Annotated in this window: 16 protein-coding genes; 4 read left to right on the forward strand and 12 right to left on the reverse strand. The window is 71.3% G+C overall.

The annotated features are described in order from the left end of the window. Positions 1 to 29: 29 nt before the first annotated feature. Positions 30 to 1,412 carry a TolC family protein gene (locus tag IT355_14045; GenBank protein MCC7054385.1) on the reverse strand — a complete coding sequence of 461 codons (1,383 nt, stop codon included), beginning with the start codon at positions 1,410 to 1,412 and terminating at the stop codon, positions 30 to 32. 219 nt (positions 1,413 to 1,631) lie between these two features. On the opposite strand from IT355_14045, the gene IT355_14050 reads away from it, so the two are divergent. Next, complete coding sequence (locus IT355_14050) at positions 1,632 to 3,182, forward strand: M20/M25/M40 family metallo-hydrolase (GenBank protein ID MCC7054386.1); 1,551 nt, start codon at positions 1,632 to 1,634, stop codon at positions 3,180 to 3,182. Between the two features lie 169 nt (positions 3,183 to 3,351). Then, positions 3,352 to 5,118 (forward strand): M28 family peptidase, encoded by a 1,767-nt coding sequence (locus IT355_14055; GenBank protein ID MCC7054387.1) that lies wholly within the window; start codon positions 3,352 to 3,354, stop codon positions 5,116 to 5,118. 29 nt (positions 5,119 to 5,147) lie between these two features. On the opposite strand, the gene IT355_14060 is transcribed toward IT355_14055, so the two are convergent. The 6 genes from IT355_14060 to IT355_14085 all read right to left on the reverse strand — a co-directional run bounded on the left by IT355_14060 (position 5,148) and on the right by IT355_14085 (position 17,001). Beyond that, positions 5,148 to 6,548 carry a beta-lactamase family protein gene (locus tag IT355_14060; protein MCC7054388.1) on the reverse strand — a complete coding sequence of 467 codons (1,401 nt, stop codon included), beginning with the start codon at positions 6,546 to 6,548 and terminating at the stop codon, positions 5,148 to 5,150. 105 nt (positions 6,549 to 6,653) lie between these two features. Then, a complete protein-coding gene (gene recD / locus IT355_14065; GenBank protein ID MCC7054389.1) occupies positions 6,654 to 8,354 on the reverse strand; it encodes an exodeoxyribonuclease V subunit alpha in 1,701 nt (566 codons plus the stop codon). Then, positions 8,351 to 11,626, reverse strand: a complete 3,276-nt coding sequence (locus IT355_14070) for a UvrD-helicase domain-containing protein (protein ID MCC7054390.1) — start codon at positions 11,624 to 11,626, stop codon at positions 8,351 to 8,353. Before IT355_14070 ends, recD begins: the two co-directional genes overlap by 4 nt. Then, the gene (locus tag IT355_14075; GenBank protein MCC7054391.1) at positions 11,623 to 14,838 is read right to left on the reverse strand and encodes an exodeoxyribonuclease V subunit gamma; all 3,216 of its coding nucleotides are present in this window, start codon (positions 14,836 to 14,838) and stop codon (positions 11,623 to 11,625) included. The genes IT355_14070 and IT355_14075 overlap by 4 nt, the downstream gene beginning before the upstream one ends. Before the next feature lie 97 nt (positions 14,839 to 14,935). Further along, positions 14,936 to 15,985 (reverse strand): hypothetical protein, encoded by a 1,050-nt coding sequence (locus tag IT355_14080; GenBank protein MCC7054392.1) that lies wholly within the window; start codon positions 15,983 to 15,985, stop codon positions 14,936 to 14,938. Then, the gene (locus tag IT355_14085; GenBank protein MCC7054393.1) at positions 15,982 to 17,001 is read right to left on the reverse strand and encodes a DUF4956 domain-containing protein; all 1,020 of its coding nucleotides are present in this window, start codon (positions 16,999 to 17,001) and stop codon (positions 15,982 to 15,984) included. The genes IT355_14080 and IT355_14085 overlap by 4 nt, the downstream gene beginning before the upstream one ends. A 105-nt stretch (positions 17,002 to 17,106) precedes the next feature. On the opposite strand from IT355_14085, the gene IT355_14090 reads away from it, so the two are divergent. Further along, positions 17,107 to 18,720, forward strand: coding sequence for an alkaline phosphatase family protein (locus IT355_14090; GenBank protein ID MCC7054394.1), 1,614 nt, complete (start codon positions 17,107 to 17,109; stop codon positions 18,718 to 18,720). Positions 18,721 to 18,959: 239 nt separating this feature from the next. Here the strand turns inward: IT355_14090 and IT355_14095 are convergent, their stop codons facing one another. Further along, on the reverse strand, positions 18,960 to 21,011 hold the full coding sequence (locus IT355_14095) for a glycoside hydrolase family 97 protein (GenBank protein MCC7054395.1): 2,052 nt from the start codon (positions 21,009 to 21,011) through the stop codon (positions 18,960 to 18,962). A gap of 121 nt (positions 21,012 to 21,132) precedes the next feature. On the opposite strand from IT355_14095, the gene IT355_14100 reads away from it, so the two are divergent. Further along, positions 21,133 to 22,977, forward strand: coding sequence for a CocE/NonD family hydrolase (locus IT355_14100; GenBank protein MCC7054396.1), 1,845 nt, complete (start codon positions 21,133 to 21,135; stop codon positions 22,975 to 22,977). Positions 22,978 to 23,205: 228 nt separating this feature from the next. On the opposite strand, the gene IT355_14105 is transcribed toward IT355_14100, so the two are convergent. The 4 genes from IT355_14105 to IT355_14120 form a co-directional block, all read right to left on the reverse strand. Continuing rightward, on the reverse strand, positions 23,206 to 23,967 hold the full coding sequence (locus IT355_14105) for an alpha/beta hydrolase (GenBank protein ID MCC7054397.1): 762 nt from the start codon (positions 23,965 to 23,967) through the stop codon (positions 23,206 to 23,208). Positions 23,968 to 24,177: 210 nt separating this feature from the next. Then, positions 24,178 to 24,708: a hypothetical protein gene (locus tag IT355_14110; protein MCC7054398.1), complete on the reverse strand. Its 531-nt coding sequence runs from the start codon at positions 24,706 to 24,708 to the stop codon at positions 24,178 to 24,180. A 61-nt stretch (positions 24,709 to 24,769) separates the two neighbouring features. Next, positions 24,770 to 25,240: a nuclear transport factor 2 family protein gene (locus IT355_14115; GenBank protein MCC7054399.1), complete on the reverse strand. Its 471-nt coding sequence runs from the start codon at positions 25,238 to 25,240 to the stop codon at positions 24,770 to 24,772. A 200-nt stretch (positions 25,241 to 25,440) separates the two neighbouring features. Beyond that, on the reverse strand, positions 25,441 to 26,184 hold the full coding sequence (locus IT355_14120; GenBank protein ID MCC7054400.1) for an IclR family transcriptional regulator: 744 nt from the start codon (positions 26,182 to 26,184) through the stop codon (positions 25,441 to 25,443). Positions 26,185 to 26,378 lie beyond the last annotated feature (194 nt).

Raw genomic sequence — 26,378 nt, forward strand, 5'->3', positions numbered from 1 at the left:
GGCGTGTGGGGAGGGCATGGCAGCGGCGCTCATGGGGTGGCGACGAGTGAGGCGAGGGCGCCGGGATCGGCACCGATGGCAAGGCGGCGTGCCGCGATGGCGTCGATCACCGCGAAGCGCGCGGCGGCGTGGGCGAGCGTGGACTGCGTCGCGCCCGCGGTGGCGCCGAGCAGCTCCGCCACCGTGGCCAGGCCACCGGCGTAGCGTCGCGCGACCAGTCGCTGCGCCTCGCGCGCCTGCACACCGGCCTGCGCCGCGAGATCCAGCCGCAGCAGTGCCACCGTCAGCGCACGCTGCGTGGCGTCGGATTCCAGGCGTGCCTGGGCCAGCGCCGCATCACGGCCGGCGGACGCACTGCGCGAACGCGCGCGTGCCGCCTGCACCTCGGCCAGCTCCCCGCCCATCGACGGCAGCGACCAGGAGGCCATCACGCCGAGGGTCCAGCTGGCCTTGCCGCCGAACGGCGTGCTCGGCGTGAACCAGTCGGAGCGGGCGAAGCCGTTCAGGCGCGGCAGGAAGGCACTCTGCGCGCGCTGCAGGTCCACCGACGCCGCCTGCACACCGTCCAGCGCCGCGCGGACGTCGGTGCGCTGCGTCGCGCCGGCGGCGGGCCCCGTGTCGCGGGCAGCGAATGCGCGGAGCGCGCTGTCGGACGGCAGCGCGCCGGTGATCGCCGGCGCCGCCTGCGTGCTGCGGCCCAGCAACATGCCGAGGGCAGCGCGGGCCGTGACGGCGGCATCCGCGGCCGCGAGGCGCTGCGCGGTGAGGTCCAGCTCGTGCACCGAGGCCTGCAGTGCATCGGCCTTGGTCACGACGCCCTGGCGCACCATCGACTCCACCTGCTGCGTGGCGGCATGCGCCGCCTGCTGCGCGGCGTCGAGCGTGCGCACCTTCTCGTCGGCGAGGAGGGCGCCGAACCAGGCGCGCACGACGTCGGCGCGGATGGTGCTGGCGGTCCACGCGCCACCCGACTCCGTGGCGCTGACGGCGGCGCGGGCCGCGCGCCGGCCGAGCCAGGCGTCGGCGTTGAAGAACGGCATCTCGACCACCAGCGCGCCCTGCACGGTGCTCACCGGGGCCGGGGCGTTCAGGCGCGCCGGATCAAAGTTCGCAGCGCTGATGCTGCGCTGGCGCAGCGTGGCCCCGAAGGCGCCGATGGGGTCGGTGGTGCGCACCAGTCCCGACTCCACGCGCGCGCTGGGCAGGATGCCCTTCAGCGGCAGGCGGGCGCCGGCGCGGCGCTGGTCGGTGGCGGCGGCGGCGAGGCGGTTGCCGAAGGCGTGCCCGTCGGCCTCCCGCAGCGCATCGGCGAGCGAGAGCGGTGCAACCGGTGCCGTCGGCGCCGCCTGCGCGCGGGCCAGGCCCGGCAGCGCGACGAGGGCGGCGAGGAGGAGCACGGGTGAGCGAGGCATTGCGGACTCCGGGGCAGCAGCGAGGGGGTGCATCCGGCGCCACCCAGGGGCGGCGTCCAGCTCAATTACGTTCACATATACATATAGACGAATATATTGGACGTCAAGTCACGCCCGGCGTTCGCCCACCGTCCGGCCCGCCGCACACGCCAGCGCCGGCCCGGCACCACTCGTAGTATCGGCACTACGCCCCACCCCACGACCCCACCTGGAGCAGGCATGCCCACGAACCATGCTGGACCGCAGGACGATGCGCACGCGGAGGTCACCCGGCGCGATTTCGTCGCCGGAATCCTCGCGAGTGCCGCCGCCATCTCCCTCGGCGCCACCCCCGTCCTCGGCATGGACGGCCCCGACCAGGACGCCGTCGCCGCCCAGATCCCTCGCCAGCACGACGCGACGGTGAAGATGCTCCAGGACTGGATCGCGCTTCCGGCCATCGCCGCCGAGAACCGCGGCTATCCGCAGGGCGCCGAGTACATGGCCCAGCTCGCGCGGAACGCGGGGTTCCAGCGCGTCGAGCTCGTGCCGACAGCCGGCAAGCCCGGCGTGTTCGCCACCTTCGACGTCGGTGCTCCCACCACGCTCGGCGTCTACTTCATGTACGACGTGAAGCAGTACGACCCCGCCGAGTGGAGCTCGCCGCCGCTGGAGGGACGCCTGGTGGACCGACCCGGCGTGGGGAAGATCTGCGTCGGCCGCGGTGCGACGAACACCAAGGGGCCGCAGACGGCATTCCTCGCCGCGCTGCATGCGTTCCGTGCGGCCGGAAAGACGCTGCCGGTGAACATCACGCTCGTCTGCGAGGGCGAGGAGGAGATCGGCTCACCGAACTTCCCGCAGGTGGTGAACCGCCCCGACGTGCTGGCCGCGCTGAAAAAGTGCGTGGGCATCATCATCCCGCTCGGCAGCCAGTCGCTGGATGGCGCAGTGGAGGTGAACCTCGGCGCGAAGGGGATCGTGGAGCTGGAGCTGGTGTCCACCGGCGAGAAGTGGGGCCGCGGGCCGCGGCTCGACGTGCACTCCAGCCTGAACGCGCAGCTCGACAGCCCAGCCTGGCACCTCGTGCAGGCCCTCAACACGCTGGTGCAGGCCGATGGCCACACGCCGGCGGTGGAAGGGTTCTTCGACCGGGTGAAGCCCCTCACCGCGCCGCAGCGCGCGATCCTCGAGGCCTCGATCCCGAAGAAGAACGAGGCGGGGACCAAGCGGGCCCTCGGCGTGCAGCACTGGTTCGCCGACGAATCGTGGCACGATTCGCTGGTGCGCCTCGTCTCGCAGCCCACCATCAACATCGAGGGATTGGTGGCGGGCTACACCGGCCAGGGCGGCAAGACCATCCTGCCGCACCGCGCCGTCGCGAAGATCGACATGCGGCTGGTGCCGGACATGACGGCCCTCGGCACGCTGGCGCTGGTGAAGGCCCATCTCGCGAAGAAGGGCTTCGGCGACATCGAGGTGAACATGAGCGGTGGCTACGATCCCACGGAGACCGACCCGGCCTCGAAGCTGGTCCAGGCGCAGCTCGCGACGTACCGGAAGTCCGGTGTGGATCCGCTGCTCTGGCCGCGCCTCGCCGGCAGCTGGCCTGGCGTGACGTTCACCGGGGCACCGCTGAACCTGCCCGCCGGCCAGTTCGGACTCGGCCACGGCGCCGGCGCGCATGCCCCGGACGAGTACTGGCTGATCGAGTCGGCCAATCCCAGGGTGGCCGGCATGGATGGCGCCGTGAAGTCGTACGTGGACCTGTTCTACGCGCTGGCGTCGTAGGGCCGGCGCGGCACCCGCGCACAGTGACGGAAGCAACCAGGCTGCCCCGGCCGGCGTCCAACGCCACCGGGGCAGCGCCGGTTGCGGGATCCCCGTGAACGGCATTCTGTTTTCCCGGCGAGCCCTGCGCTCTGTCACCACCCCGCCTTCCTCCCCGATCCGACATCGTATGCGTTCCTCACGAACCCGCCTCGCCACCGCAGCGACGCTCACCCTGCTGCTGGCCTCCGGTGCCTTGGCGCAGGTGCCGCGCACCGGCCGCCAGGCACCGTCACGGCGTGCCACTGCGGTGCGTGCGCCATTGCCGCGCACGTACGTCGGCCCAGCCACCGTGCCGGCCATCGTCCCCGGCGACCTGATGACGCGGCTCTACCGCTTCGCCGATGACAGCATGATGGGTCGCGAGGCCGGGACGGCCTGGAACGACAAGGGCACCGACTTCATCGCGGCCGAGCTGCAGAAGCTGGGCCTGGAGCCGGCGGGCGAGAACGGCACCTGGTTCCAGTCGGCGCTGATGACGCGTGCGATCGCCGGCACGTCGTGGCTGCGCGTCGGCACGACCATGTACGAACTGTGGAAGGACTGGGCGCCACGCGACCAGGGTACGGTCGCGCGCCCGCTGGCCGGTGCCCTCGCGATCTATGGCGGCACCTTCGGTGACACGGCGTCGTACCTCGCCCCGCACCTGGCCGAGGGACGCGTGGTGGTGATGCGCACCGGCCGCGATGCCAGCGGCAAGCCTGGACACCTCCTGATCAACCGCCAGATCCTCACCCGGCGCTACTTCACCGCCGCCGCCATCGCAGTGGTGAGCATGGATTACGCGCCTCCCGGTTTCGTGGACGCGAATTACCGCGGCTCGCTGGTGATGCCGAAGGGTGCTCCCGACACCACCCGCGTGCCGTCGTACCTCTACATCAGCACCGGCATGGCCCGCGCGATGCTCGGCGTGGACGTGGACTCCGCGCGCACCGGCCAGGCCGGCGCGGCGGTGGAGGGCCAGGTGCTGGTGGACATGCAGGATGCGCCGGGCCGCAACGTGATCGCGATCCTGCGCGGGTCGGACCCGGTGCTGCGCAACGAGTACATCGCGATCGGCGCGCACAACGACCACGTCGGCACCACCGACCAGCCGGTCGACCATGACTCGCTCTACGCGTTCATGCGGATCGCCGCGCCGCAGGGCGCCGACAACCGCCGGCCCAACCCGACTGCCGCCGACTGGGCCCGCATCAACGCCATGAAGGACTCACTGCGCGCCGTGCGCGGCGCCCGCCTCGACTCGATCTACAACGGCGCCGATGACGACGGCTCGGGGTCGATGAGCGTGCTGGAGATCGCGGAGCGCTTCGCCACCGCCCCCACGCGCCCGAAGCGCTCGATCCTGTTCGTCTGGCACGTGGCCGAGGAGATGGGGCTGTTCGGGTCGGCGTACTTCACCGACCATCCCACGGTGCCGCGCGAGTCGATCGTCGCGCAGCTCAACATGGACATGGTGGGCCGCGGTGGGGCCGGCGACTTCACCGGCGTCACGAAGGCCGGCGAGCCGATCCACGGTGGTCCCGGCTACGTGCAGCTCGTCGGCGCACGGCGGCTGTCCACGGAGCTCGGGGACATGGTGGAGCGCGTCAACCTTCGCGACCGCCTGGGACTGCGCTTCGACTACAGCATCGACGCCGACGGGCACCCGCAGAACATCTACTGCCGCAGCGACCACTACGAGTACGCGCGCTACGGCATCCCGATCGTCTTCTTCACCACCGGCGGCCACGCCGACTACCACCAGGTGACCGACGAGCCGCAGTACATCGACTACGACCGCATGACGCAGATCTCGCGCCTCGTCCACGGCACCGCCACGGCGCTCGCGAACCTGGACCACCGCGTGGTGGTGGACAAGCCGAAGCCGGATCCGCGGGGGCGGTGCGTGCAGTGACAGCAACCGCAGCGGCATGACGCAACGGATCAGGGCTTGCGCTTCCCGGTCCAGCCGACGGAGTCAGGACGGCCAAACGTGAGCGCCGCCGCCTTGCCGCCGTCCATGGTGATCGTCAGGCGGACATCCTTGTTGAATGTCACCGCGAAGGTGTCGTTGCCGAGCGGGATGAGCAACTCCGGGGTCTGGACGTCCATCATGCCGTACAGCTTCCCGTCCTGCACGTAGATCTTGAACACGTGCGGGCCGTCGATGGTGACGTCGAACTCGCCGGTGTACGATGCGAGTGCGGCAGCGGTGAGCGTCACGCCGCGGGGCGGCACGTCCAGCGGCAGGCCGAGCGCGGCGCGCACCAGCTGCTTGGCCAGCGGGTCGGGGTTCCGGAAGTCGCCGTTCGTCAGCACGGTGACCGACAGCTGCGCCTCGGGCACCCACATGTTGGCGGTGAGCGCACCGGGGATGCCGCCGCTGTGCGAAATCACGCGATGGCCGTCGACCGAATCCACGCCGAGCCCGAAGCCGTAGCCGCGGGGCACGGCGGAACCGGCGGGCGTCGTCATCGCGGTGTAGCTCGCCGGCGTCACGACCGTGCCCCCATGCAGCGCCCGGTTCCACGTCAGCATGTCGCCAATCGTGGAGCAGAGCGCGCCGGCCGCGGCCGGCTGCGACATGGCCAGGTAGCGCGCATTGACCCACTCGTCCTTCTCGTTTCGCGAGTACCCCGCCGCACGACCCGCGATCAGCGGCTGCACCTCGCAGTAGCGCGTGCGCGTCATGCCGAGCGACGTGAAGAAGCGGCGCGTGAACTCGTCGCCCCAGCCGTGCCCCATGCGCGCCTCGAGCAGCATGCCGAGCAGCACGTAGCCGGTGTTGTTGTACTTCCACGAGGTGCCCGGCGCGAAGTCGAACGGCTTGTCTGCGGTCAGCGCGACGATGTCGGCACCCGTCATCTCCTCGCCCCAGCGCTTCATCCACGACTCACCGGCCTCGGTGTAGCTCGGGATGCCGCTGGTGTGGTTGAGCAGCTGCGTGATGGTGATCGGTCGCCAGGTGGCCGGCAGGTTCGGCACCCACTGCCCGATGGAATCGGCGAGCGACAGCGTCCCGATCTCCACCAGCTGCATCACGGCCGACGCCGTGAACTGCTTGGTGACCGACCCGACGCGGAACACCGAGGTCACGGCCACCGGCACGCCGAGTTCCAGGTTCGCGCTGCCGTAGCCGTGGAACAGCAGCGTGTCGGTGCCGCGCACGATGGCGATCGCCGTGCCTGGCGCATCGTTGTGCGCGATGAAGGCGCGGGCCAGCGAGTCGGCCACGCGGCGCACCTGCGCGGCGGCGGGCAGGCGCGCGGCCTGTGCCTCGAGCAGCGCGGGGGCGCACAGCGAGAGGGCCAGCAGCGGCGTGCGGAAGGTCGGGCGACGGGTCATGACGGGCTCCAGGTCGAGGGCGTCCACCGGCGGTACTGAGCTCGGTACGCCCCGGGGAACGGGTGAGTTTCGCGGCATTCCCTTCCCGACGCCACTCGGTACGGCTCAGCCCTGCAGCTGCGCCGCCAGCCCGCTCGTGCGTCGCACCACCTGCGCGGCTGCCGCGCGCACTGCCGCCTCGGTGCCCAGCAGCGTGACGCAGCGCCGCGCGCGCGTCACGGCGGTGTAGAGCAACTCGCGGCTCATCACCCGGCTTTCGTCCTGCGGCAGCACCACCACCACGTCGTCGAACTCCGAGCCCTGCGACTTGTGGACGGTCATCGCCCAGGCCGTCTCGACCGACGGCAGGCGCCCCGGCGCGACCTTGCGGATCACGCCATCGATGCCGCGGAAGTGCACGGCCACGTTCCCGTCCTCCTTCCACGTCACGCCGATGTCGCCGTTGAACACGCGCGTGGCGTAGTCGTTGGCGGTCACCAGCACCGGGCGGCCGTGGTACCACGCCTCGGTCACCGGGCGACCATGGCGCGCCAGCCATCGCTCCACCGCCACGTTCAGCGCGCGCACCCCCAGGCGCCCCTCGCGCTCCGGCGCGAGCAGGCGGAACGCCTCCAGCGCATCCAGCGCCGCTTCCACCGTGGTCGCCGCCAGGCAGCGCTCGAGGTGCGGGATCACCGGCGCGATCAGCGCATCGCGCACGCTCGCGGGCTCGATCAGGTCGACGTCGCCGTGCGCCGCGTCGCGCGCCGCGTGGACCGCCGCACCACCATCACCGTCGAGCAGCGCCGTCGCCATCGCGCCGATTCCCGCCTGCGACGCGAACCGCCAGCTGGTGGTGAGGCGCGTCACGGCATCGTGCAGCGGGGCACCGGGCCCCGCCTCCTCCGCCGCACGACAGAGCACGCCAAGCACATCGCCCGCCTCGACACTCGAGAGCTGGTGATGGTCGCCCACCAGCATCAGTCGCGCCCCGGGACGCAGCGCGTTCAGCAGCGCGTCGAGCATCAGCACGTCCACCATGCTCGCCTCGTCCACGACCACGAGGTCGTGCTCCAGCGGCTCGGCGGCGTTGCGACGGAAGGTGTCACTGTCGCCGCTGTAGCGCAGCAACCGGTGCAGCGTGCTGGCCTCGAGGCCCCCCAGCGCGCGCAGCACGGCGTCGTCGGCCTGCAGCGCTGCGCCAGCGGCGGCGACCTGCAGGCGGATCGACTCGGTGAGTCGCGCGGCCGCCTTGCCGGTGGGAGCGGCGAGGGCCACGCGCACGCCCGGCCGCTGCTGCACCATCGCCACCAGAGTCCGCGCGACCTGCGTCGTCTTGCCGGTGCCGGGACCGCCGGTGATGATCGAAAACGCAGGCACCCCGTCCACCAGCGGTTCACGCAGCAGCCGCACGATCGCGCCGCCGATCCGCTGCTCGGCGGCGTAGTAGCGATGCAACTGCAGCAGGGCGCCGTGCAGCACCAGCGGCGCGCGGGTGGTGCCATCGCCGACCAGCGGCGACGCGCCGAGCTGTGCGCGCCACCACGACTCGTCGCGCAGCGGCAGCGCGGCCAGCCCCGCATGACCAGCCGCCCCCTGCAGGTCGCCCGCCTGTCGCGCGAGCTGCGGCAGCGTGATCGCGCTGTGCCCGTCGCGCAGCGCGCGGCTCACCAGCAGCGCCGCCAGCAGGATCGCGACCCCGCGCTCACCCGACTCGGCACCACGCCGCACCAGCGTGCCGGCCAGCTGCGCATCCGCCGGGTCCACGTCGGGCAGCTCGCGCAGCAGCACCAGCGCGTCGGGCACGGTCACCGTCTCGTCACTCATGTGCGCCGCCCCAGTGCGTCGTCCAGCGCCTGCAGCAGCGCCGGCGTGGGCGTGTCGCGGAACCAGCCACGCTCCCCCTCGCCATCGATGCCGCGGAGGAAGACGTATGCCACGCCGCCCCAGTGGCGTGCGGGATCGTAGTCGCGCACGCGCACGCGCAGCAGCCGATGCAGCGCCACCAGGTAGATGTGGTACTGTAGCGTGTAGTGCGCCTGCATCATCACCTCACCCATCACGCCGGGTTCGTAGCGGCTGTCGGCGGCACCGAGCTGGTTCGACTTCCAGTCCACGATCCACCAACGCCCCTCATGCTCGAACGCGAGGTCGATCACGCCGCCCAGGTAGCCCGGCAGTGACGATTCGCGCAGCGTGCGGAGCACCGGCGCGTAGGCACGCGCATGCGGTGATCCGTGCGCCTCCAGCGCGTCGGCGACGCGCCGCACCGACGTGGTCTGCACCGACAGGTCGAACCGCCACTCCCGGAGCGAGGCGGACTTCGGCACATCGGCCAGCGCGAAGCCGGCACCGGGGATCGGCGCGCTGCACGTCCGGCGCACCATCGCCACCACGTCGTCCAGCCGCGACTCGGCAATGTCGTCGCCGCCGGCAAGCCCGTGCGCCAGCAACGAGCGCGCAACCATCGTGCGCACCGCGTCATCGTCGGCGCGCGTGAAGTCGAGCCGCTCGAAGATGTCGTGCAGCGCGATACCGGCCTGCGTGCCGGCAGGGAATGCGCGGAACCCCGTGGGCGGCGTGACCACCTCGGGCAGCACGGCAACATCGGCCACGTCGCGCGTCGCCTCGGTGTGTGCATCGGACACCAGTCCGGTGAAGCTGCTCAGGCGCCACGTGTCCAGCTGTCCACGCGGCAGCGACAGCGGTGTCGCACCGCGGTCCGGCGCGTCGTCGCCCGCTGGCTCGGCATACTCCACCTCCTGCCAGTCCAGTGACTCGAGGCTCATCGTGCCGTCGGAGTCGGCGACCAGCGCCTGCAGCACGTCCAGGCGCGAGACACCGTCCTGCTCCGGGCGCAGCAGCCAGCCGAGCGCCGACTTGCTGGCGGCATCCGGCGCACCGGCCACCGCCGCACCGCTCGCCTTTGCCTTCTTCGCTGTCGCGCTCACGGGATCACCACGTCCGATTTCGCCGAACGCCACGTAGCACCGGTGCACCGCACGCGTCAGCGCCACGTACGCCACGCGCTGCATCTCCGCCTCGTCCTCTGCGCGCATCGCGGCCAGTCGCGCCGCATGGCGCGCCGAGCCCAGGTCCAGCACCGCATCACCGTCGGCAGTGCGTGCACTGGCGGGCATCAGGCCCAACGGGCCGGCACGCTCGCCGTAGCTGTTCCAGAGCGTCGGGCAGAAGACGATGTCGAACTCCAGCCCCTTCGCCTTGTGGATGGTGAGCAGCTGCACCGCCTCGCTGTCGGTCTCGAGGCGCAGCTCGCGTCGTCCCGGCGTATTGGCGACGGTGCGCTCGCGCGCCAGCCACGCCCCCACCGACTCGAGGCTCACGCCGTCGGTGGCGCTCGCGTCGTGCAGCAGCTCGATCACGTGACGGACGTTGGTCATGCGTCGCTCGCCATCGGGCGTGGCGAGCAGGCGCTCGGCCGTGCGCCGCTCCGCCAGCACGGCGCCGAGCGCCGCCGACACGCCACGCGAGCGCCACAGCTCGCGCAGGGCGGCAAACCGGTCGGTGATGCGACTCCATTCCAGCTCGCCGCCGTCACCCACCGCGCCGGCGATCTCGCTCGCATCGCTGCCCCAGAGCCGCGTGGCCAGCGCCGACGCCACGTCGCGGTGGTCGTACGGCGAGGCGATCGCTGCAGCCAGTCGCGCGATCTCATTGGCCTCGTCGGAGTCGAGCACGTCATCGGCGCCGCTGATGACGGCCGGCACACCGGCGGCATCCAGCTCGCGCTTCATCTCGCGCGCCTCGCTGTTGGCGCGCAGCAGCACCGCGATGCACCGGCTCGGCACCTTCGCCCCGAGCAGCCGCACGATCTCGTTCGCCGTCGCCCGCAGGATGATCGAGCGGGCGGTGTCCTTGCTCACCGGCTTGTCGTTGTTGAGCGATCGGTCCACCCACCACCAGTGCAGCGCGGCGCGGCCATCGGTGGCGAGGGCGGCCGGTGGCTCGGGTGCGGTCGCCGCAGTGACCAGCGGGAACCCGATCCGGTCGTCCTCGTAGCGGAACGGGCGCGGCGCGCGGGTGAACAGCTGCCCCACGGCCCTCACGGTGGCCGGCGTGCTGCGGAAGTTGCGCAGCAGCGTGTAGCGGTGCGTGGCCGATACCGACGCCTCGAGATAGGCGCCGATGTCGGCGCCGCGGAAGCGGTAGATCGACTGCTTCGGGTCGCCGATCAGGAACAGCGGGCAGCCGTCGAATGCAATCTTGAAGATCGGGAACTGCGTGTCGTCGGTGTCCTGGAACTCGTCGATCAGTGCAGCGCGATAGCGGCTACGGATCCGCCGCGCGAGCGCACCATCGGGGCCCTCGTCGCGCAGCACACGCGAGAGGCTGCGCAGCAGGTCGTCGAAGCCGAACAGGTGGCGACGCTGCTTCTCGCGATCGAACGCCCCGCTGACCGTGCGCGTGAAGTCTGCCGCCAGCAGCTGCGACGGGTCGGTGGCCTCGAGCTCGAGGGTGGTGGAGGCCTGCCGGCGGAACGGCACCACGAACGCCTTCACGAGGTCGTGCAGCGGGCGCGCGGCGGCCACCAGCTGTCGCGCTGCGTCCACATCCGCGAGCGCGCGCAGCCGCGTCCAGTCGAGCGCGGCTCGCAGCAGCGGCTCGGTCTCGTCCTCCACGAACGTGGTGCGGAACGGCACCCGCGTCTCCAGCGCACTCTCGGCCAGGACGCGCTGGCAGAAGCCATGGATCGTCGAGACGCCCAGGTCGTCCATCGAACCAAGGGCATCACGGATGATCCGTGCGCCCGCCTCACCATGCTGGTCGCGGAGCGCGAACAGGTCGTCCTCGCCCGGTGCCGCGACCGCCGCGGCGTCGCTGAAGATGCGATCGGTGCGCCGCAGCACGGTGCGAATGCGCGTGACCAGCTCCTGCGTGGCCTTCTCGGTGAAGGTGACCACCAGGATCTCCGACAGCGACGCCACGCGCTGTTCCAGCAGCAGGCGCAGCACCAGTCGCGTGATGGCGAACGTCTTGCCGGTGCCGGCGCTCGCCTCGACCAGCGTCACGCCGTCCAGCAGCGGCACGGTGAGCGAATCGAACGGCAGCATCACGCCACCGGGCACGGGCGCCGTCACGCCACGCCTCCCGGGAGGCGCGGTCCGAACAGCGTCGTCACCAGGTGCTCGAACTCGTGCCAGCGCTCGTCCAGCGGATCTTCGCCGCGGAAGCACAGGTCCACGTGCACGTCGGCACTGTCGCCCGGCAGGCTGTACTCGTCATTGCGCGAGTACGCGGCCACCGCATCCTCGCGCGCGTTGCGCTCGGTGCGCCGCTTCGGGTTGGCGTTGTTGACGTACGCCGCCAGCCACGCCGCTCCGGCGTTCGGAAAGAACGGCAGCGGAAACTCGCGCCCCTGCCGCGCACACTCCACCAGCTCGGCCAGCAACGCCGTGGCCTCCGGGACCGCGGCGAAGCGCTCGAACTCGCACCCCTTCTTCTTCTCCACGCCGAGCAGCACCGTCTCCTGCGGGATCGCGCCGCCGACCCCCTGCTCGGCAGCGGCGCACATCACGATGTGCTCGATCCACGCGCGGATCTCGTGCTTCGCGCGGAACTCGCCGGCACGCAGCAGGTACCGCACGTCGCCGCGCACACCGTCCAGCGTGCCGCTCACCCGCCAGTCAGCATACGCCACCGACACCGGCATCACCTGCACCGGGTAGCCCACCGGCAGCATCGCCAGCACCTCCTGCACCGGCTCATGCAACGCCGCGCCCCACGCCGTGCCGAGCGCGCCGGGTGGCAGTCCACCGGCAGCCTGCAGCAGGCGGATGTGCTGGTCGGCGTCCGCCTCGTCAGAGAGCGCCACCTTCAGCATGTCCGATCGGATCGTGCCCTGCTCCATCCGGTCCGGCATCAGCATCTCGTCGTCACCGGTCTCGTCGCCGTCGTCGGCGCCGATGGTGAACCCCAGCGCATGCCGGCAGAAGTAGCGCGACGGATCGCACCAGCATTCCGCCAGGTCACGGATCGACAGCTCGAAGGTCGCGGTCGCGGCCGGCGGCGGCATCACGATCGGCGCCGTCACGAACTTCGGCTCGGTCTGGCGCTCCTGGCGGCTGGCCTGCGCGCTGCGGGCGTGCGCCGTGGAGAAGGTGAAGAGTCGCGGATCGCGCCCCGCCTCGAAGTAGCGGTGCGAGAACGGCTGCAGCGGATGCTCCACGCGCACCACCTGCCGCGCGGCACCACCCGAGCGCCGGTCGAGGTGGTCGAGCAGTTCGTCCAGCACCACCGACGACGCAGACGGGGTGTTGTCGCTCACCGCCCGCCCCGTGTATGACAGGATCATCCGGTCCTGGGTCGCCAGCAGCAGGTCCAGGAAGAGCTGGCGATCGTCGCTGCGCAGGTCGCGGTCGCCGGCGCGATGCTCGTGCTCCAGCATGTCGAAGGCCGTGCGACGCTCGCGGCGCGGAAAGATGCCCTCGTCCAGCCCCAGCACCGCGATCACGCGGAACGGCAGGCTGCGCATCGGCTTGAGCGCAGCCACCGTCATGCCGCCGGTCAGGAAGCCGCTGCCAAAGCCATCGCCCTCGAGCTCCTGCTGCAACCAGTCGCGCACCACGCCGAACGGCACCACGTCGTCGTAGCTCGCACCGTCCGTCACCTGGTCCAGGCGCAGCAGCAGCGACAGCACCGACGCGATGGCCTGCGGGTCATCCTCGGCGGCTGGGCCCATCGTGAACGCCACCGCCTCGCGCATCGCCTCGACCCACGCCGCCACCGGCCGCGACGCGTTCCACCCGTCGAGCATCAGGGCCAGTCGGTCGATCCACGCGGCCAGCCGCGCCACGGCACCGGCATCACCCGCCGTGTCCCCCGCCGACGGCAGCACGCCAAGCACCAGGTCGTCCACCTGGCCCATGGCCATGCCCAGCACGAGTCGGTCGAGCGACGCGCGCCAGGTGGCCTCGTCGTACGCCGGCAAGCCGACTGACGTGCGCGCCGTGGCGTCGTAGCCCCAGCGCACGTTCGCGCGCGACGTGAGCGTGCGCAGCGCATCCACCTGCGCCTCGGTCAGTCCCGCCGACTCGTGCACCAATGCACGCGACAGCAGCTCGAACACCTCGGTGTGCCCGAACCGCGACCCCTGCAGCTCGAGCAGCATCCCCAGCGCCTCGGCCGCAGGGTCCTCACCGCGCGCCGGGCGATCGGCGATCCGGTACGGAATGCGCGGGACATCCGCATCCGTCACGCCGAACACCGCATCCACCAGCGGTGCCCACAGTGCCGCATCGGGCACCAGCAGCAGCAGGTCGTGCGGCCGCAGGGTCGGGTCGGCCGCGAGGGCATCGAGGAGCTGGTCACGCACGATCTCGAGCTGCCGCACCTCGCCATGCGCGCTGTGGATGCGCAGCGACGGGTCGTCGGCACGCAGCACCAGCGGCGCCGTGCCATCCCCGCCGCCGGCGAGCTCCCACTGCAACCGGCCGAGCAGCCCCATGGTGTCGGGACTCGCGTCGGGCAGCGCCACGTGCGTCGCGCCACGCTCGCGCAGCATCCCCACGAACTCGCGGCCCTGCATGCCGAGTGACGTGGCCACCGGGTGCGGGGTATCGGGAGTGAGCGATGCGGAGCAGATCGTGACCGGCACGTGCTCGGCGAGCGTGGCCAACAGCTCGAGTAAGATCGGCGGCAGCGTGCTCACGCCGAACACCGTCACGCGACGGATCCCGCGCGGTCCACCGGCCTCCAGCCGGCGCAGCGCCTCGTGCAGGCGCGCACCGGCGTGCCGGGCACCCTCGCCCGCATCCCGGCAGAGCGTGCGCCAGAGTGCGGCCTGCCAGGCGGCGTGCGCCGTGAAGGGGGTGTCGTCGCCCGATTCCCACGCCGCCAGCAGGTCGGCGCGATAGAGCTGGTAGTCGTCGAAGCGACCGGCGATGCGCTCGGCCAGCCCGAATCGCGCCCGGTCGTCGCTCCCGCGCAGGTACGCCTGCAACGGGGCGAACACCGCATCGTCGGGGAGCTCGCGCAGCGCGGCATCGATGCGCCAGGTCATCACGTCGCGCGCGAATTCGTCCTGCGGTCCGCGCGTCGCACCGTCGGCGCCGAGGCGGGTGGCGAGGTCGTGCATGAACGCGGCAGGGAACGGCATGTCGATCGAGCCCGCACACCCCTGCAGGTCGGCCAGCTGCAGCGTGAGCCAGCGCCGCATGCCCTGACTCTGGACGACGATGATCTCGCGTTCCAGCGGCGACAGCGGATCGGAGGCCAGCAGGTCCGCCACGTGGTGCAGCAGCGGCGTCAGGCGCCGCGCCGTCACGAGGGTCAGGCCGGGTGCAGGAGACACGAGGAGCGGGGGCGCGGGAGGGGCCGGACGCGGCAGGCAGATGGTTCCCGGAAGCTACCGGTCCCGCGCCGCCCCGGCATCGCGTCGGTGTCGCCGGTCAGTTCCCCTCGGGCAGGCAGGTGCTGCCAAGCGCCCGCTGCGCCAGCTTCGGGTCACTGATCGTGCGGTAGAACTCGCCGAGATACGCCCGCATGGTGCGCGCACGCTGCGGGTCGAGGCCGGGCAGCGAGTCGTACACCGCCTCGATGGCCGGCCGCGCCGCGAGGAAGCGCGCGAGCGTCGGCCGCCACGCGGCCGCATCGAGGCAGGGCCCGCGATACAGGCGCACCGTGGTGCTCTGGATCTCGAGGCGCGCGTCGGGCCTGGCATACCGCGCATTCACCGCGCCGCTCCAGTCGAAGTCGAACGCCACCGGGTGGACCTGGCCGGTGGAGTCGCGCAGCAGCGAGACATTGTGGAGCGCGGAGATCGACCAGTCGGTGTTGGCGACCAGGTACTGGAAGAGCGACGTGATCGCGAGCTGGCGCGGCTCGAGGTCACGGAACAGCGCCCCCCGGCTCGTGTCCACCACGCTCGCAAACCGCTTCGCCACCTCACGGTCCTCTTCCACGAAGAACGCCCACGACACCACGTCGTCACTGGCCCGGGTGCTGTCGTGGTAGGTGATCCGCGCCAGCCGGGTGCGGAAGTGCCGCGGACTCACCGCCTGGTAGTGCCGGTACAGCGCGTACTCGGCCAGCACGTACTGCTCGTAGTCCGCACTCCCCGGCCGGCAGGTGGTGGCGATCTTCAGCTCGTCGTTGCCCTGGAAGAGTGTGGTGCGGGCGTCGGCGCGCGCGAACTCCAGCTTGAGCGGCGGGAAGCCGCAGTTGCGCGCCTGCCGGCGGAAGTGCCCGCGGGCGCGCAGCGTCACCGGGAAGGATCGCGGCGGCGACGTGGAATCGGTGCGATAGGTGAGCGTGGCCGGATGCGGGGCGAACTTCGTGCTGTCCCGGTCGCGCACCACCGCGCGCAGGTCGGTGGTGATCGTCACGAGCAGCGGCTTCGTGTCGCGGAAGAGGCCCTGCGCCTGCGCGGTCGCGGCCAGCACCACGCACAGCAGTGCCAGCCGGCGTGCCACCGCCCACCGCATGATCCCGGCGGTCACTTCTTCAGCTCCACGGCGCGCACGTCCGCGGTGGGGATCTCGCGCAGCGCCTGCGCCACCACCGCCGGCGTGACGTCCTCGCGCATCGCGACGCCGTACTCCAGCACCTTCAAGCCGTCGCCCCCCTTGGCGCGGCCCATGTACTTCCAGCGCGTGAAGAGCGTGGCGAACTCCGCCTCGCACCCGCCGCGCGTGCCCTCCACGTCGCTGGTGTGCACGCGCAGCATGTGGGTGTACTCGGGACGCTCGTCCCCGTCCGCGTCCGGGGCATTGCGCTTGCGGCGGCGCCAGGCGCGATCGGCGAGCGCCTCGAGCTGCTCCGGCGCCAGGTCCTTCAGCACCTCGTCGTCGAGCTTCGCGACGAACATGCCGGTGCGATTGGCATGCTGCAGCACGCGATCCAGCCGCTGTCCCGCCAGCCGTCCTTCGAGGGCGGGGGCGCGCCCGAAGTCGGACGCCCAGAGCCAGAGGATGAGCACGTTGTAGATCACCGAGATCGCGAACGCCACCGTCGGGTCCACCGCCGCGGCGAGGCCGATGCCCGTCACCACGAAGATGTTCGCCGCATCCTTGCTGTCGTCGAGCGTGGTGCGGAAGCGCACCGCGGTGACGATCCCGCCCAGCGAGAAGGCGAGCGCCAGCGAGTGCTTCACCAGCACGACGATGCCGGCCACGATCACCGGCAGGATCAGGAAGGTCTGCACCACCGACTGCTGGAAGCCCTTCTTGTGTCGCGTGTACGTGTAGATCCACGTCACCGGCAGCGCCGTGGCGAAGGCGGCGAGCATCGCCACGACCGTCGGCACGAGGGCCGGCCCCGACTCCTGGCCGGTGGGCGCGATGGCGCCACGGCCGGCGCCGCCCAGCAGTGCGCCCAGTTCGTTGCCGCCGAGCAGTCCCCAGTCCACCGGGGCGTAGCGGCCGATGGCCCACCACGCGGCGGCCGTGGCGACGTACCAGGCCACGACCCGGATCACGACCCGCAGGAGTGGACGTTGGGCGTCTTGCTCGATCATCGGCCGCACCGGAGCTGGGGTGGATCTGTCCGCCGAAGCTGTGCGGTGCGCTGGGTGAGGGCAACCGGCAGCCCCTTCCGCCCCCCTCCGGTGTACCGTTCTCCCATGATCCGCCGAATCCTCGCGACCGCGCAGGCGGTCACGCTCCTGCTCGCGCCGGCCGCCTGCGCCCGCGCGCAGGCCACCAGCGCCCCTGCCGCACCGCCGGTGCCGAAGCCCACGCTGGTGGTCTTCATCACCATCGACCAGCTCCGCGGCGACTACTTCACGCGCTTCGGACGCCAGTTCACCGGCGGGCTCCACCGCTTCGACGTGGCCGGCGCACACTTCACCAACGCCATGCACGACCATGCCAACACCGAGACGGCGCCAGGCCACGCCGCCACGATGTCGGGCCGGTTCCCCGTGCACACCGGCATCGCCGCGAACAGCGCCGGCGTCAACGACCCGGGAAGTCCGCTGATCGGCAGCACCGACCCCGGTGCCTCCCCGTTCCGCTTCCGCGGGACCACGCTGCTCGACTGGATGCGTGCCACGAACCGCGACACGCGCTTCCTCTCCGTCTCGCGCAAGGACCGCGCCGCCATCCTGCCGATCGGGCGCGCGAAGGGGAACGTCTTCTGGTACGCCAGCAACGGCACCTTCACGCAGAGTGCGTACTACGGGAGCACGCTGCCGAAATGGGTCCGGGCGTTCAATGCGAAGCAACACCCGCTGGACTACGCCGGCACCTCGTGGACGCCGCTGCTCGCCGACTCCGCCTACGCAGAGCCCGACAGCGTGCCGGCCGAGGCGATGGGGCGTGAGGTCACCTTCCCGCACCCGATCCCCGAGGACCCGACCATGGCGGCGGGCATCCTCGCGAACTTCCCGATGATGGACGAGCTCACGCTGCGCTTCGCACTCGCCGGCGTGCGGGAGCTGCAGCTCGGCGGCGACCCGCGCCGCACCGACCTGCTCGCGATCTCGCTCTCCAGCACGGATGCCATCGGCCACCGCTACGGGCCCGAGTCGAAGGAGCTCCACGACCAGCTGCTGCGCGTGGACCGCTACCTCGGCGCATTCGTCGACTCGCTCTTCGCGCTGCGCGACTCCACGCGCGTGATCCTGGCCCTGACGGGTGACCACGGCGTCTCGCCGTTCCCCGACGGCCGCTCCACCGTCACCCCGAACCCCGGCGCGAGACACGTCAGCATCGCGGCCCCGTTCACCGCCACCCTCGCCCGGCTCGCCGCGCGCGGCGTGGACACGCTGCAGGTGGCCCTCGCCGACGGGGGCCTGATGGTCGGCGACACGACGAGCTTCGTCACGGCCGGCCTGTCGGTGGACTCGGTCGCCCGGGCCCTCGCGGCCGAGCTGCGCGCGATTCCCGGCGTGAACCGGGTGGACATGCTCAGCGACCTCGCCACCGCCGACACCGTCCGCGACGACCTCGCCCGCCGCTGGCTGCACATGTACCGGCCCGGTGGCCCCGTGCGCTTCGTCACCACGCTCGACCGCTTCAACTACTGGGCCGGCGTGAACTACGCCACGCACGGCACCCCGTGGGACCAGGATGCGTGGGTGCCGGTGATCTTCTGGGGCGCACCGTTCACGCCGGGCAAGTACGCTGACACGGTGCGCGTCGTCGACATGGCGCCCACGCTTGCCGACGTCCTCCGCATCACGCCGCTCGAGGTGCTCGACGGCGTCGTCCTGCGACAGTTTCGGCATCGCTGAACCGCTTCAACGCAAAGGCGCGAAGCGGCCTGCGGCCGCCGCAAAGGAGCGCAACGGTCTGTGCGCTGCTCCGGCGCCTGCCCGTCGCGAAATTGAAGCCTTTGGGGAACTGCTGTTGCCGTGGCAGTTCCCAACGCATTCCCTTGGCCACACGCTACGCAGAGCGCTGCCCAGCGCGCACGGCGTCGGCTTCTTTGCGGCGGCCGCAGGCCGCTTTGCGTCCTTGCGTTGAAGCTGTTTCAGTTCACGGCACGAAGACGGACTGCCTGCCCGCCACCAGGCGCCAGCACGACGCGCAGGCGTGAGGCAGCATTGACGGGACGCGAGGAGATGGTCACCGGCAGCGGGTTGGTGAGCCAGTCCGCCTGCGGCCCGTCGGCGTAGATCTCGGCGACGTAGCGCCTGCCCGGCGTGAGGAACGTCAGCGCCACGTCGAAGGTGCGTGCGTGCTCGTCGCTGATCGCGCCGAGGTACCAGTCCGCCGTGCCGCGCGCCTTGCGAGCGACGACCACGAAGTCGCCGATCTTCCCGTCGATCACGCGCGTCGTGTCCCAGTCCACCGGCACGTCGCGGATGAAGCGGAAGGCGGGCTGGTCGGCGTAGTTCTCGATCACGTCGGCCGCCATCTGCACCGGCGAGTACAACACCACGTACAGCGCGAGCTGCTTGGCGAGCGTGGTGCGCACGCGCGGCTGGTCGGCGGTGCGCGGCCTGCCGGTGGGACGCTGCAGCAGGATGTCGAAGATGCCGGGCGTGTAGTCCATCGGACCGCCGAGGAGCCGCGTGAAGAACAGCACCGACTCGTGCTCGGGGATGTTGCCGCCATCGGGGCCGCCGGCGTTGTACTCACCGCCGCGCGCCCCCTCGCGGCTCACGACGTTCGGCCAGGTCCGGCGCTCGCCGGTGTCCTTGATCGGCTCATGCGCGTTCACCGTCAGTCCGTACCGCGCCGCCACCTCGGCCACCTTCCGGTAGTGGCGCACCATGTACTGGCCCGTGTGCGAATGGCCCTCGGGCGTCAGGTCGTTCACGTACCCCGTCTTGACGTCACGGATGCCCAGGGCGCGGTAGAGGGCGAAGGCGCTGTCGAGCTGGCGCTCGTAGTTCTCGATGCCCATCGCCGTCTCGTTGTGCATGATCAGCATCACCCCCTTCGCCTTCGCATACGCCGCCACGCCGGCCAGGTCATAGTCGGGAAAGGGCTGCGTGAACGAGAAGTTCGCGTTGCCGATCCAGTCGCCGTTCCACCCCTGGTTCCACCCCTCCACCAGCACGCCACCGAGGCCGTTGGCCGCCGCGAAGTCGATGTACCGCTTCGCATTCGCCGTCGTGGCCCCATGGGTCGGTCCCTCGGGCCAGGTGTAGAGCCCCGCGTGCATCCCCCACCAGATGCCGACGTACTTCATCGGCGTGATCCAGTGCGTGTCTGCGATGCGGCTGGGCTCGTTCAGGTTCAGGCCGATCACCGACGGCACCAGGCCGGCCACCCTGTCCGCGAGCTGGATCGTGCGCCACGGCGTCACGAATGGCGTGCGCCCGCGCACCTTCACCCCGTCGGCCCACGGCTGCAGCCACGGGCGCAGCGTGCGCTCACCCACCCGCGCGAGGTCCATCGTCGCGTAGTCCACCAGCGCCGCCTCGTGGATGGCGATGTGCAACCCGCGGTGTGTCTCCAGCACCAGCGGCGTGTGCACCGAGTCGATCATGCTCAGCGGCGAGTTGTTGTAGAGGAACTCGTAGCGGTCCATCGCCTTCCGGTTGGCCGGGATCCACCAGGTGTGCGCGTTGTCGGCGAAGGTGAACTCGGTCAGCTCCTCGCTGATCTCGAAGTCGCGCAGCGCCGGCTGCTCCGGCAGCTCGTAGCGGAAGCCGACGCCGTCGTCGAAGGCGCGGAACACCACCGCGAAGCGGCGCCCGGGCGGCCCGGACTCGGACACCTGCACCCGCAGCTCGCGATGATGGTCGCGCACCCGCGCCACCTCGCCCCACGGCTGCGTCCAGGTCGCGTCGTGCTCGGCACGCGTGGTGTCGGTGATGCGCAGGCTGTCGCGCAACGCCGGTGCGCCGCGAAACTCGAAGCCGAGCCGCGACGGCGTGATCACCGGCACGCCGTCGCGCGCGATGGCGTAGGTCAGCGCACCACCGCCGACCGCGACGGTGACGACATTGCGGCCGTCCGGCGACGCGAGCTGGAGGGACACCTGCGACAGCGCGGCGGCTGGCATGAGGCCGCTGATTCCAGCGACGGCGGCGATGCGGCGCGCGGCGCGCAGCGAGGCGGTGAGGGGCACGGGACGGAGTGTGGAAGTCGGGGCACGCGGCACGCGCTGGACTTCGTTCGCGCTGCCGCTAAGTCTCTGGTACGATAGCCCGCCGCGACGTCCCTGCCCACTCCGCCCCACCCCGCCGCGCATGCGCCCCAGCCGCTGGTTCGCGATCGTCACGCTCATCGTCGCGCTGCCCCTCGGCGCGCAGGACGCCCCGCCACGCTTCGACCCCGCGCAGTACACGCGCCGCGTCGAGGACATCCGGATGCGCGACGGCGTGACACTGCACACGGAGATGCTGGTCCCCGCCGGCGCCACCATGCCGCTGCCCATCCTCTTCCGGCGCACCCCCTACGGCGTCGCCGACGCCACGCCGCAGATGCTGATGGCCGGCATGAAGGAACTGGCCGAGGAGGGGTACATCTTCGTGATGCAGGACATCCGCGGGCGGTACCGGTCGCAGGGCGGCTTCGTGATGCAACGCCCGCTGCGCGCCGCCGGGAGCACGGACATCGACGAGAGCACTGACGCCTGGGACACCATCGACTGGCTGGTGAAGCACGTCCCGAACAACAACGGCCGGGTGGGCATGTTCGGGGTCTCGTACGACGGCTGGACCGCAGCGATGGCCATGCTCGACCCGCACCCGGCACTGCGGGCCGTCAGCGAGCAGGCGTCACCGGCCGACATGTTCCTCGGCGACGACTTCCACCACAACGGCGCGTTCCGGCTCAGCTACGGCTTCGAGTACGCGTACCTCACCGAGGCGACCAAGGAGAACAGCGAGTACCGGTTCACCCCCGCCGACACGTACGAGTGGTACCTGAAGGTCGGTCCGCTGCGGAACATCCAGGCCAACATCCTGCGGGACACGGTGCTCCCCACCTGGCGCGACTTCGCGCAGCACCCGAACTACGACGCGTTCTGGAAGCGGCAGTCGATGCACCGCTCGCTCACGCGCGTCACCGTCCCCACGCTGCACGTGGCCGGCTGGTGGGACCAGGAGGACTTCTACGGCCCGGTCACGATCTACCGCACGCTCGAGCAGCGGGACTCGCTGAGCCGGAACACGCTGGTGGTGGGCCCGTGGATCCACGGCTCGTGGAGTCGCGGCACCGGGCAGGCGCTGGACTCGATCGACTTCGGCACGCCCACCGCGACGTACTTCCGGCAGGAGATCCAGGCCCCGTTCTTCGCCTGGTGGCTGAAGGACCACGGCAAGTCGCCGGTGAAGGAGGCGCTGGTGTTCGAGTCGGGGAGCAACACCTGGAAGGCATACGATGCGTGGCCCGCCCCCGGTGCGACCACCCGCTCGCTCTACTTCCAGCCCGGCGGCCGCCTGACGTTCACGCCGCCCACCGCACGCGGCAACGCCGCCGACCGTTTCGTGAGTGATCCCGCCGACCCCGTGCCGTACCGACGCCGCCCGATCGAGGCGACCTACGCGTCCACCGGGTCCCGGTGGTACACGTGGCTGCTGCAGGACCAGCGCTTCATCGCGGACCGCAAGGACGTGCTGCACTGGACCACCGCCCCGCTCACCGAGGACGTGGTGCTGGCGGGCGACATCACCGCGAGGCTGTTCGTGAGCACCACCGGCCAGGATGCCGACTGGGTCGTGAAGCTGATCGACGTCTACCCCGACACGCCAGCCACTCCCGCGAAGGTGCGCGGCTACGAGCTGATGGTCGCCAACGACGTCTTCCGCAGCCGCTTCCGCGAGAGCTTCGAGGAGCCGAAGCCGCTGGTGCCCAACACCGTGACGCCGATCACCGTGGACCTGCACACGCAGGCCTACCGCTTCCTCAGGGGCCACCGGATCATGGTGCAGGTGCAGAGCAGCTGGTTCCCCATCATCGACCGCAACCCGCAGACCTGGGTGCCGAACATCTTCGAGGCCACCGAGGCCGATTTCCGCGCGCAGACGCACGCCGTCCACCGCTCTGCCGCCGCGCCGTCGCGCATCGAGATTCAGACGGTCAGGCCATAGCGGCAACTGCAACTGCGTTGACGCAAGGGCGCAAAGGGCGCGAAGAACGCAAAGAACTGCAACAGCCTCTTGAGGGAACTGCAACAGCGGCGATGAAGGCGACGGACGCGGCTCCGCGAGCGCAGTCCCCTCAATCCGCAGAGCGCCCACGCTCACGCCGGCCGGTCTTCTGCGCAGACTTCTTTGCGTCCTTCGCACCCTTTGCGCCTGTGCGTCAGGCAGTGCAGTTCAGCGCGCCGCGAGCAGCAGCCGGACCAGCGCCGGGATGGCCGAGCGTTCCGGCGTGTGATCCGTGACCAGCGTGTCCACCCGGAACGCCCGCGCCGCCGCGCGTGCGGCGGAGGGTGAGAAGGAGTCGGTGGTCGCGCCCTTGTCGATCGTCAGGATGTAGTGGCCCGGGATGCGGCGCGCCGCGGGGTTGGTGAGCACGAGGGTGTCGCTCAGCGTCTTGAGCGGGTGTGGCACATCCTTCGGTGCCGGCGCGTCGGCCGGCACCCAGCCCGGCACGATCATCCCGTCGCGGGCGCTCGACGCCACCATCTGGTTGAACTCGGCCTGCGCCAGCATCGCCAGGCTCTCACCCGAGTCGGGGAGGAAGGCGTCGACGTAGACCACGCGACGGACGCGATCCGCGGCCTGGTCGGCGGCCCCGGTGATCACCATGCCGCCGTAGCTGTGCCCGACCAGGATCACGTCGCGCAGGTTCTCGAAGCGGATGGTGTTGACGACGTCGCTGATGTGGGTCTGCAGACCGACCTGCGGCGAGGCCAGGTGGACCCGCTCGCCGAGCCCGGTGAGCGTGACGCGGTGCACGTGGTGCCCGCGCGCGGTGAGGGCCGAGTCCACGGCCTTCCAGTCCCACCCGCCGCCCCAGGCGCCGTGGACGATGACGTACTCCTTCGGCGCCGCGGCGCGGCGCGCCTGCGCGGTGAGCGCGGCGGGGGCGAGGAGCAGGGCGAGCGTGGCGAGGCTGCGGACGCGGGATGGCATGCGGCGGTTCCAGGGGGGCGGGGGGCGGCAGGTGTGGAGCGAAGCATCACCACCGGGTCGACCATTTCAAGGGGACGGGGACCGTGAGCGGAGGGGGGCCAGCCACGCGCAGGATCCGCGTCCGCGTGCACGATCCCCGTCCCCTTGAAGCCGCTATCTCCGTCCCCTTGAACTCAAGATCTCCGTCCCCTTGAACTTTGCGACGCCCGACTACCGCCGTCCCCCCGTCACCACCACCCCCAGCTCCGGCGCCCCCCGGTCGTAGCAAACCACCCGGCGACCCGCCCCCGCCCCCAGCTGCTGGTACGTCAACGTTCCGCTGTCCCCCGCCCACGTCAGCGGGACCTCGATGATCCGGTTCTGCCAGCACGATTCCACCAGCTCCGACCGGCTCGCCACCAGCCGCCACGACACCAGCCGGAGCCACACGATCGCCGTCTCGTAGCCGGCGCCACACGCGCCCGCCCCGAACCCCTTCCGCTTCGACGGCCCGTTCACGCTCAGCAGCAGGTACTGTGCACCAGCCACCTCGCGCGCGTCGAGCACCTCGAGGGTGTCCATGTCCACCCGCACCGCCGGCGGCAGCCGCAGCGTATAGGCCACACCCTGCACCGTGATCGTGAGCTGCGACCCCGACGCCTGCGCGGCGTCCGGCCGCAGGCGCTGCGCTCCGGCACCACCGGACGCAGCCAGCAGCGAGAGAACGAGGCACGCGATGGTGCGGACGCAGCGGCGGGACATGCGTGGAAGATGGTCGCGACGGCAGCCCGGCGACCAGCCGGCATCCGACGCGCCGCGTCGATCACCGCACGCCCACGAACCGCAGCCCCCCGAATCGCGTCTGCTCCGACGTCAGCCGCACCGCCAGCAGGCGCCAGCCGTCCGGGCCACGCTTCCAGGTGTAGGTGCCGCGACGCTCGATGTTCCAGCGCACGGCGAACACCAGGAACACGCGGAGGTCGATCCGCGCGACCTGCGTGCCACTCTCCGTGACACACAACCCCTCGAGCGAGGATTCGTCGCGCCGGAAGCGGGTGTCGAAGCCCACCAGCCGCGCGAACTGCACCTGTACGTCCCGCCCGATCTCCTCCGCCGTGCGGGTGCGCCCGTCGGGATCATGCCACGTGAAGTCCGGCGCGAGGAAGGCCGAATACGCTGCCGTGTCGCACCGGCGGAAGGCGTCACGCGTGCGCGCATGCGCCGCGTCGATCTCGTGCAGCAGTGCCTGCGGCACCGCGGGATACACGGCAGTCACCGCCGGCGCGCCCGTCATGCCGGCGCGCCCCCACAGGGGTGACGACGGCGCGTTCCGGGGGCACCGGGTGCGCGCCGTCCCGGACGGCTGCGGTGGCGAGGACGGCGCGGTCGACGATCGGGCACGAGCGGGCGGCTGCGGGTGGGCATCGTGTGCCACCCATGACGTCGCGCGCACCGATGCGTCACGATGCCTGCCTCACAGCGACATCCCACCAGCTACCGTGGCACGTGGCCCACCGCTGACGACACCTCCGCCGCCGCGGCCGTCACCAGCTTCACCAGCACCTGCAGCCGCTCGTCCGTGACACGGGCACGCGGCCCACCCACCGAGAGCGCCCCGATGACCTCGCCCGTGAAGCTGCGCACCGGCGCCGCCGCCGCGTAGACGCCGTCGATCCACTCCCCCCGGCCCGTCGCATACCCCGCCGTGCGGATGTCGGCCAGGTGCCGGGTGAGCACCGCGGGATCGGTGATCGTGGTGGATGTCTGCGCGGTGAAGAGATCGGTGAAGAGCGTGCTGCGCAGGTCGTCCGGCATGAACGCCAGCAGCACCTTGCCCCCTGCCGAGGCGTGCAACGGAACGCGTCCACCGATCTGGCCCGGCACCATCAGCGGCTGCTGGCTCGCGGCAATGAGGACCGTCACCCCCTCGGCCCCGCCACGCACCATCAGGCTCGCCGTCTCCCGCGATTCCCCGGCCAGTGCCCGCAGCACGGGCGCCGCCGCACGCTGCAGGCTGCTCGAGCGCTGCGCCAGCGAGCCGAGCGCCGCCAGCCGGATCCCGAGGCGGTACCGGCCGCTGTCGTCGTCCTGGTCGAGCAGGCCCGAGCCCGCCATCCGCGCCAGCAGGCGATACGCCGTGCTGCGCGGCAACCGCAACGCCCGCGCGGCCGCCGCCGGCGCCCACTCCGGCTTCTCGTCGGAAAAGAGTGACAGGATCGCGTTGAGCTTGTCGAACAAGTCTGCCTCCCGGGTCGAACCCCTTGGCACGCACACACCCGGGGGTGCGGCGGTTGCGCGTGAGCGCCTCCCAGCAAGACCTGCTCGGCGGCGACGTCACCATCGCCGCTGCCCACGCGACCGAATGTCCCACTCAGCGAGACGCTGTCTCGATGAATGGCACAAAATGCGGACGCAATCCGGTTTCCAGGATC

Source organism: Gemmatimonadaceae bacterium (assembly GCA_020851035.1).
GTDB lineage: Bacteria > Gemmatimonadota > Gemmatimonadetes > Gemmatimonadales > Gemmatimonadaceae > JACMLX01.